We start from the raw sequence: 8,769 nt of genomic DNA, 5'->3' as shown, positions 1-8,769 counted from the left end.
TAAGTGAAAGAGGCAAATTACACTGAGCCTGAACAATTTATTGTCAGGCTAGCGTCTTTAGGCGCAGTTTGGCAACAGGGGGTTATACCCCAAGTGCAAACCACCCGTTGGACGGGTGGTTATGATTGTTCACGATGGGGGAAAACGCAAGTTCTGAATCGAAATTGGGGGCTTAAAAGGCCCGGCGTTCGGCGTTGCGGGATGGTTTTGGATTGTTGAAGGGGCGGCGGAATATCTGGTATGATGGCAACGGTCTTCATTCAACCGCCAAAAGGATGCATGCTTTTGCATATAAATGTGATACATTCCTAAGTTAAACGATGGAAATAGTGGATTGCTTTAAAGTGTTCACGTTATAATGAAGTCAATTTCGTTTCGTAAAATGGGAGGGAGGAGAGAGAAATTGGCGTTTGATTTAGAAATTGCGTTCGAGCCCGTTCACGAGTTTATGAATAGCTTGCATTCCTACATATGTCGAAAGTCGCACAAAAAGATAGATCTTGCCCCATGCTGGGCACAAGAAACAAAGGAGCGGCTCACCCCTGAATTCGCCCGCCTGCTGGATGACATGCTCGTTAACGGAGACTGGGGGTTCGCGTATTTGACCGCTTTCGTTGCTCCCGAAGGGTTGGGGGTCGACGGCTTTCTCGATTGGTTCGGGCAGCTGGGCACCCGTGATTTGATCGAGCTTTTCGCGGCCAACGGCAATGAATTTCCGGAGGAAGACATCGAGGTTTTCCATGAAAAAACGATCCACCTGTTCCGGCAGTGGCATGAGCAATATTTCGAACATGTCGATCCGGCCATCCTGCTCGCTTTGGAGCAAGAAAAACAAGACCGGCTTCGGCGTTTGACCGAAATCGATGGCGAAGAATTCGTCGACGAAACGACCAACGGCATGCTCTTCAAACCGCTTTCCGAAATCGAGAAACTCGTGCTTGTGCCGCAATATCATTTTCAACCGCTGAATATGGTGGCCCAATACGGGAGCATGCTCGTCTGCCATTATAATGCGCGCATCTATTTGGGGGATGAGGACCTCATTCCGACGCATGATCTCCGTTTGCTGCGCAGCCTGGGCGAAAAAAACCGGATGAAAATTTTGAAATTCCTGAACCGGGGCCCGCGCACGTTCACGGAAATCGTCAGCCATTTGAAGCTTTCCAAAGGCATCACGCATGACCATATCTCCAAACTCCGCAGCGCCGGCGTGCTTTACGCGCATTTCGAAGGCGAAAACCTGACGGAATACAGCTTGAGAAGACGGGCGTTGGATCAGCTCCAAGAGCGGATCTACCGTTATATTGAAGAGGGATAAGCTCTGGGACCTCCTTATTTGCCTGACGGGCAGTAAGGAGGTTTTTTGATTCGAATCATTCGTCAGCAAAATGCGTTATATGTGCAAGCCGATTGCGCCTTATAAAAATTTTTTCAGAAAACTTTTGAAGTTCTCTATTTACAGAACTCGGTTTGCTTCCTATAATAGACAATAATTAATGGAATCTTAATTCATACTTATCTTATAGGAATGATCGAGATGGGTACAAAACGGGAGGTTAGAGTTTCATGAAAAAAGGTGTCATTTTATTAACGTCGCTCATGCTCGTCGGTTCGCTGCTGATGTCGGCGTGCTCGAACAACAACGATGCGGAGCCGGCCGCAAGCGGCAATTCCGCGCAAACGGAACAAGGCGCGAAAGAGGGGAACACGACAGTACCGGGCGGCGAATCCGGATTAACGGAACCTTACGCGGCAGCGGACATGTCCAAACTTCCGGCGGTCGCCAAGCAGCGTACCGATACGATTATCGTCGGGCTCACCGATCCGAGCGGCGCGTTTACGCCATATTTTACCCAAAGCGGATACGACGGCAACGTCAACTCCCTGTTGTTCAGCTCTTTGGTAACCGTTGACGATAAAGGGCTGCCAATTCCTGATTTGGCCGAAAAATGGGACGTATCGGACGATCAGCTTACGTATACATACCACTTGCGCAAAGACCTGAAATTCAGCGACGGATCGCCGCTGACGGCGGACGATGTCGCGTTTACGTGGACGATTCAGTTCGACAAAGCGTACGACGGGGATTCCATGGTTCCTACGCTCGCCGTGAAAGGGGCCCAAGCGTATAAAGAAGGCAAAGCCAAAAGCATCGAAGGGATCAAAGTCATCGATCCGCAGACGATTTCCGTAACGCTCGAGAAGCCGAACGCCACCGCGCTCGTCATGCTGGGAGGACAGGTTTTGTCCAAAGCTTATTACGGCAAAGACTACAAATTCGGACAATTGGATTACATCAAAAAACTTCATTCGAACCCGGTCGGCAGCGGACCATACAAGCTTGAAAAATTCATTCCGGGACAGGAAGTCCGTTTTGTGGCCAACGAAAACTATTACAAAGGCAAACCGAAAACGGAACGTTTCATCTATAAAACGTCGGAAGGCGACACGTGGCAGTACCTCGAAACCGGCGAAGTCGACTACGCTTCGTTCAGCGCCACGACGGAAAACATCGAGAAGCTGAAGTCCCTCGGCTTCGTGAACATCATTCCATACACGCCAAGCACGTACGGATACCTTCAGGTCAATCTGGAACACGAAGCGCTTAAGGACAAAAAAGTACGGCAAGCGCTCACGTACGGTTTGGACCGCCAAAGCATCTATGTGGACGCCAACCAAGGAGCAGGTTCGGTAGCGAACATTCCGGCTTCCCCGATCTCCTGGGCGTACACGGAAGAAGGCATCAACCCGTATAAATTCGATACGGAAAAAGCCAAACAGCTTCTCGACGAAGCAGGTTGGAAAGAAGGCGCAGGCGGCATCCGCGAAAAAGACGGCAAACAGCTCGTCATTCACTATCTAGGCTCCAAGAGCAAGCAAACCGATATTTTCATCGCCGTAGCCAAAGAAAACTTCCAGGCATTGGGCGTAAAATTCGAGCCGGAAGTGTTCGCGGACTTCAACTCGCTCGTGTCGAAAGTGGAAAGCGGAGATTACGATCTCGTGTCCTTCTCCACGCCGATGCTGACCGATCCTTCGGATGGCCTTGTGCAATTCATGGACGGGGAGATCAAAGGCTACGACAATCCGAAATTCAAAGAATTGTATGAAAAAGGCTTGGCGACGTCCGACATCGAGCAGCGGAAACAGATTTACAAAGAAATCTTCCAGCTGCTGAACGACGAACTGCCGATCATCTTCACGAGCTACAAAAAAACCGTCTATGGATACAATGGACGAATCGACAACCTGTCCGTTAGCCCGTTCGTCGGCTTGGCCAACAGTCTTCCGGACTGGACGCTGAAACCGGCGCAATAATCCGTAACAACCATCCCGTCCCTCGCTTATCGCGGCATGATCGCCACGGGCGGGGGACCATGCGATTAGGAGGCTAATGATGAGTGCGTATTTAACGAAACGGATCAGCTACATGGTGATCATTTTGCTGGCCGCGTCGCTGTTGATTTTTTGCCTGTATGCGCTGACGCCCGGGGATTTCATCAGCAGCAATATCAAATTGAGCCCCGAGCGCAAGGCCGAGCTGAGAGAAATTTACGGGCTCAACAAACCGCTGCTCGAGCGATACGGCATTTGGATGAAAAACGCGCTGCACGGCGATTTCGGATTCTCCCTGGCGCAGCAGAAGCCCGTGCTGACGCTGTTTAACGAGTACATATGGAACTCCTTCCTGCTTGCGGCCGTATCGACGTTTTTTACCTGGCTGATCGCCGTCATCATCGGCGTTGTTTCCGCGTACAAGCAGTATTCCTGGTTCGACACGCTCGTGATGGTTTTGATTTTTGCGGCCATGTCGCTCCCGTCGTTTTTTATCGGTTTGTTCCTGATCAAAATATGCGCCGTCGACCTGAAGTGGCTGCCGCCGGGCGGCATGCTGACGACGGGCAGCAACGCGACGGGGCTGGCGTACGTCAAGGAAGTGATTCATCATATGACGCTCCCTGTCGTCGTCATGACGCTGCTGGGCGTCGGTTCCTTGACCCGTTATTTCCGCAGCAACATGATCGACGTCATCAAGCAGGATTATATCCGCACGGCGCGGGCCAAAGGATTGAAGGAAAACAAGGTGCTGTTCAGACACGCGCTGCGCAATGCGCTCCTGCCGGCCATTACGCTGGTGGGGTTCGAGCTTCCTTCCTTGTTCGGCGGTTCGCTGATCATTGAGAAAATTTTTAACTGGCCGGGGATCGGGCAGCTGTACATCCAGTCCTTCGGGCTGCGGGATTATCCGCTGCTCATGGGCTTTACGATGTTGTTAGCGGTGTTGACCGTCATCGGGACGCTGCTATCCGACATTTTGTACCATATCGCCGATCCGCGCGTCCGGCTGCATTAGAGGGGGGGACCAGACATGTCACTGAACAGCACTCCGCTACCGGAGGCGGTCGGGGCGAAAAACGCTCCCGCCAAATCATCATCCCTTTTCAAGCAATCGATGCGCAGGCTGATGAAAAACAAGCTCGCGGTTTCGGGGCTCGTCGTTGTCGTTATTATGTTTCTGGCTTGTTTTGTGGGGCCGTTTTTCTCGCCTTACACCGACAATAAAGTCAATATGGCTTTGATGAACAAACCGCCGAGCCTTAAGCATTGGCTGGGAACGGACGCCCTTGGCAGGGATGTCCTCACCCGCGTGCTCCAGGCCGGGCGCATTTCGTTGACCGTCGGTCTGGCGTCCATGGTTTTGTCCGTTTTTATCGGGTCGTTACTTGGCGCAATCGCAGGGTATTACCGGGGCATCGTCGACCAAATCATCATGCGGATCGCCGATCTGCTGCTGACGATTCCGGGACTGCCGCTGCTGTTTATTTTCGGGGCGCTGCTTTCCGATTGGAAAGTGCCGACCGAATACCGGATGTACATCGTCATGCTGATGCTCGGGTTGGTCAACTGGCCGGGCCTCGCGCGGATGGTGCGGGGGCAAATGCTCAGCCTGCGGGAGCGGGAATTCATGCAGGCCGCCGTCGTGCTCGGGCTGCGGGACCGCCGCAAACTGTTCAACCATTTGCTGCCGAACATCATCCCGTTATTGATCGTGATCGCGACCTTGAACATCGGCGGATCGATTCTCAGCGAATCGGCGCTCAGCTTTTTCGGGCTCGGGGTTATGGCGCCGACACCGACATGGGGGAACATGATCGACGCGGCGAACAACCTGATCGATTTTCAGGAGCATCCATGGCTGTGGGTTCCTCCGGGTTTTTCCATTTTCGCCACCGTCATCGCGATCAACATTTTCGGGGACGGCCTCAGGGACGTTCTGGATCCTAAACAGAAGAGGTAGGTGGGGAACTTCCGATGAAAGATTTAATTCAAATCAACCATCTCAGCACGCATTTTCATACCGAAAACGGCACGGTCAAAGCCGTCAACGATGTCAGCTTCCGCGTTCGCGAAGGCGAAACGGTATGCATCGTGGGGGAATCCGGCTGCGGAAAAAGCGTGACCGCCATGTCGATCATGGGTTTGGTCGAGGAGCCCGGCGGCAAAGTCGTGGACGGCCAAATCCACTTCGAGGGCCGGGATCTTTTGAAATTGAGCAAAAACGAGCTTCGCTCCCTTCGCGGCAACGAAATATCGATGATTTTTCAGGAGCCGATGTCTTCGCTCAATCCGGTCCTGAAGATCGGCCAGCAAATCATGGAGCCGCTGCTCGTCCATCAGAAGCTGAGCAAAAAGGAAGCGCGGAAACGGGCGATCGAACTGATCGAAAAAGTCGGCATTTCGCGCGCGGAGCAAATCGCGGATTCTTACCCGCATGAGCTGAGCGGAGGCATGCTCCAGCGGATCATGATCGCAATCGCGATTTCGGGCAACCCGAAGCTGCTGATCGCCGACGAACCGACGACCGCGCTCGACGTAACGATCCAGGCGCAAATTCTGGATATTCTCCGCCAGTTCAAAGAACAAAACAACATGTCCATCATGCTGATCACCCACGATCTCGGCGTCGTGGCCGAAATGGCGGATTACGTTATCGTCATGTACGCGGGCAAAATCGTGGAAGAAGGCGAAGTCGTCCAGCTGTTCCAATCGCCGAAACACCCGTATACCCAAGGGTTGCTGAAATCCAAGCCGATCATCAATCAGCGCACGGACGAACTGTATTCGATTCCGGGCCAGGTCCCGAATCCGCTGGAGTTGACGGAATCCTGTTATTTCCATGACCGCTGCCAGCACTGCATGGACATTTGCAGAACGAAGCAGCCTGTATTGAAAGAAGTCGGCGAGCAGCAGAAGGCTGCTTGCTGGCTGTACGAGGAGGCGCTGGTCCATGCCTGAGGCATTGCTTGAAGTCAATCACTTAAAAAAATATTTCCCCATACAAAAAGGGCTGCTGAACCGGACGGTCGGGCACGTGAAAGCCGTCGACGACATCAGCTTGACGATTCAGAAAGGGGAAACCTTCGGCCTCGTCGGCGAATCCGGAAGCGGCAAAAGCACGGTCGGCAAAACGATCATCCGCCTTACAGAGAAAACCGACGGCGAAGTGAAGTTCAAAGGCATCGACCTGTATGGTTTGTCTTCGGATGAGCTCCGCAAAATCCGTCCGAGCATGCAGCTTATCTTCCAGGATCCGTACAGCTCGCTGAATCCGCGAATCCGCGTCGGAGACGCCATCGGCGAGGCGCTGCTGGACCACGGCCTCGTGCCCAAGGATGAAATCCGCGACCGGGTGCTTGAAGTATTGCAATCCTGCGGCTTGTCGTCCTATCATATCGACCGCTTCCCGCACGAGTTTTCGGGAGGGCAGCGCCAGCGGATCGGGATTGCCCGGGCGCTCATTCTGAACCCGGACCTGATCATTGCGGACGAACCGGTATCCGCGCTGGACGTGTCGATCCAGGCCCAGATCATCAATCTGTTCAGGAAGCTGCAGGAGACGCGGGGGCTGACGTACCTGTTCATCTCCCATGACCTTAGCGTGGTCGAGCATTTGTGCACCCGGATCGGGGTGATGTATTTGGGTTCGATGATGGAAACCGCATCGCGGGACGAGTTGTTTAAAAATCCGCTTCATCCGTATACCAAAGCGCTGCTGTCGGCGGTGCCGATTCCGATTCCGAAGCTGAAACGCGAGCGGATCGTCCTGAACGGCGACATCCCGAACCCCGCCGACCCGCCGTCCGGATGCAAATTCCATACGCGGTGCCCGTTTGCCGTGGCCCGCTGCAAGGAAGAGGTGCCGGAGTTCCGCGACGCGGGCGGCGGCCATTTCGTGGCTTGCCATCTGGCCTAGGTTTGAATCTTTGAATTATAAAGGCATGGCTCCTTCAGGAACCATGCCTTTTTAGCGAAAACATCCAGGGGGAATGCGTTAAACCATCCGAATATGCTCGATCACGACGCGGGGCCAGGTCTCGTTCCACCGTTTGTTCGAGACGCGGTTCTCATAGATTCGTGCCCGATCCGGAGATCGCATGTAATAGGGAGTCGGTCGAACGACCAGGTTGACGGCGTCCTCTATGCCGTGCGGAGCCGTCAGCCGAACGCGGTCCTGTTCGTCCAACGTCAGGCCAAGAGCCGTCGCGGTTTCCGTAAAATTCGCAATGGCGTCGGTGGACGAAATAAAAGGGGGCATTTGGTTGATCACATGCATTCTGGCTTCGTTTTTGACCGACCACGGAACGTTCGGACGTATGGCATATAGCTTGCGCTCCAGTTCTTTTTCGGCAGCTTCATTCAGGTTACCGGGGTCAAAATAGACAACATCGACATCGGGTAAAGGCGTTCTTTCGGCAAAGCCGTGCAACACGTCCCATATTTTCGAGCGGACAAAGCCGGCGCAAACCCACCAGTCCGGCAGATGCAGCGTTTTGGCGGCATGAAGAACGTCCATCATCCAGTCATCCTGCTGCACGAGGCGGATCAGATCTTGTTCGGATCGGATCATGTTTTCCCTCCTTGATCGAAAATAACCGACATAAAATAGCCAATACGCGAAACGAAACCCTATTATACTACACCAACAGACGGTAAGATCGAAAAAAAGCAAATTTCACAAAATTTCACAAAAAAAATTCGCGTAACAGCGAAACTTGTCCACGTTTCAAACGTTATACATATTGTATTCCAATATTAACCATTTAAGGACAGGTGAGAGTATGAAGAAATCCAATGTTCGCAAGCTATTAACCATGACCGTTGCCGTCTCTGCGCTCAGCATGCTGCTGGCGACCGGGGCGGGAGCCGAATCGTACGCAGCCGACAATACCGCTACTTCTTCTGCAGTGACCGAGCCGGGCGCTCTCACACCACCACCTCCGGAAACATTGAATAGCTTGAGCATTAACGGCAATTATTTGTATCTGGCTGGCGGTAATGCAAACATTTCGGCCATCGGCAACGGGAAGTTAAGCGTGAACGCCGATACGACCGCTACCACGGTGGTTGATGTCATTAAAGCCGACGTAACCCTGCAGCGGTTTACGGGAACCGGTTGGGTGAACGTCAATTCCACCCTGTTCTCCAAAAATTCGTCCGATTTCGTCGTTGGAGATGCGGTCTTTACCGGAGTGAAAGGTTTTTATTACCGCGTTGCTTGCATTCATTCGATCAATAAAAACGGTGTTTTCGAACAAAGCATTGAATATACATCCAGCGTATTGGCTTATTAATCGTCATCGAAAAAGGGGCTGTCCAGAAAGTCAGTGAAAACTGACTTCTGGTCCGCCCATTTTCGTTGAATGCAAAAAATAACACAAAAAAACCGTCTGATCTTGTAAAATGAAAGTTACCAGACAACCATTTTAC

General features: G+C 52.5%; 8 protein-coding genes. 7 read left to right on the top strand and 1 reads right to left on the bottom strand.

Annotation, left to right across the window (positions count from 1 at the left end; genetic code table 11):
* The first annotated feature begins 568 nt into the window (after positions 1–568).
* The 6 genes from KI367_RS26200 (at position 569) to KI367_RS26175 (ending at position 7,255) form a co-directional block, all read left to right on the top strand.
* Positions 569–1,318, top strand: coding sequence for an ArsR/SmtB family transcription factor (locus KI367_RS26200; RefSeq protein WP_246537333.1), 750 nt, complete (start codon positions 569–571; stop codon positions 1,316–1,318).
* A 248-nt stretch (positions 1,319–1,566) separates the two neighbouring features.
* A complete protein-coding gene (locus tag KI367_RS26195) occupies positions 1,567–3,318 on the top strand; it encodes an ABC transporter substrate-binding protein (protein ID WP_212953151.1) in 1,752 nt (583 codons plus the stop codon).
* Positions 3,319–3,397: 79 nt separating this feature from the next.
* A complete protein-coding gene (locus KI367_RS26190) occupies positions 3,398–4,354 on the top strand; it encodes an ABC transporter permease (protein ID WP_036715112.1) in 957 nt (318 codons plus the stop codon).
* A 15-nt stretch (positions 4,355–4,369) separates the two neighbouring features.
* Positions 4,370–5,299, top strand: a complete 930-nt coding sequence (gene opp4C / locus KI367_RS26185) for an oligopeptide ABC transporter permease (protein ID WP_212953148.1) — start codon at positions 4,370–4,372, stop codon at positions 5,297–5,299.
* 14 nt (positions 5,300–5,313) lie between these two features.
* On the top strand, positions 5,314–6,297 hold the full coding sequence (locus tag KI367_RS26180; protein ID WP_212953144.1) for an ABC transporter ATP-binding protein: 984 nt from the start codon (positions 5,314–5,316) through the stop codon (positions 6,295–6,297).
* Positions 6,290–7,255 carry an ABC transporter ATP-binding protein gene (locus KI367_RS26175; RefSeq protein ID WP_036715114.1) on the top strand — a complete coding sequence of 322 codons (966 nt, stop codon included), beginning with the start codon at positions 6,290–6,292 and terminating at the stop codon, positions 7,253–7,255. Before KI367_RS26180 ends, KI367_RS26175 begins: the two co-directional genes overlap by 8 nt.
* Positions 7,256–7,333: 78 nt before the next feature.
* Here the strand turns inward: KI367_RS26175 and KI367_RS26170 are convergent, their stop codons facing one another.
* The gene (locus tag KI367_RS26170) at positions 7,334–7,909 is read right to left on the bottom strand and encodes a nucleotidyltransferase family protein (protein ID WP_036715115.1); all 576 of its coding nucleotides are present in this window, start codon (positions 7,907–7,909) and stop codon (positions 7,334–7,336) included.
* A gap of 211 nt (positions 7,910–8,120) precedes the next feature.
* Between KI367_RS26170 and KI367_RS26165 the strand changes: the two genes are divergently transcribed.
* Positions 8,121–8,633 (top strand): transporter family protein, encoded by a 513-nt coding sequence (locus KI367_RS26165; RefSeq protein WP_156124737.1) that lies wholly within the window; start codon positions 8,121–8,123, stop codon positions 8,631–8,633.
* Positions 8,634–8,769 lie beyond the last annotated feature (136 nt).

The organism is Paenibacillus cookii (assembly GCF_018333375.1).
Lineage (GTDB): Bacteria > Bacillota > Bacilli > Paenibacillales > Paenibacillaceae > Paenibacillus_AQ > Paenibacillus_AQ cookii.
This window is presented reverse-complemented; position numbering and strand designations above follow the sequence as displayed.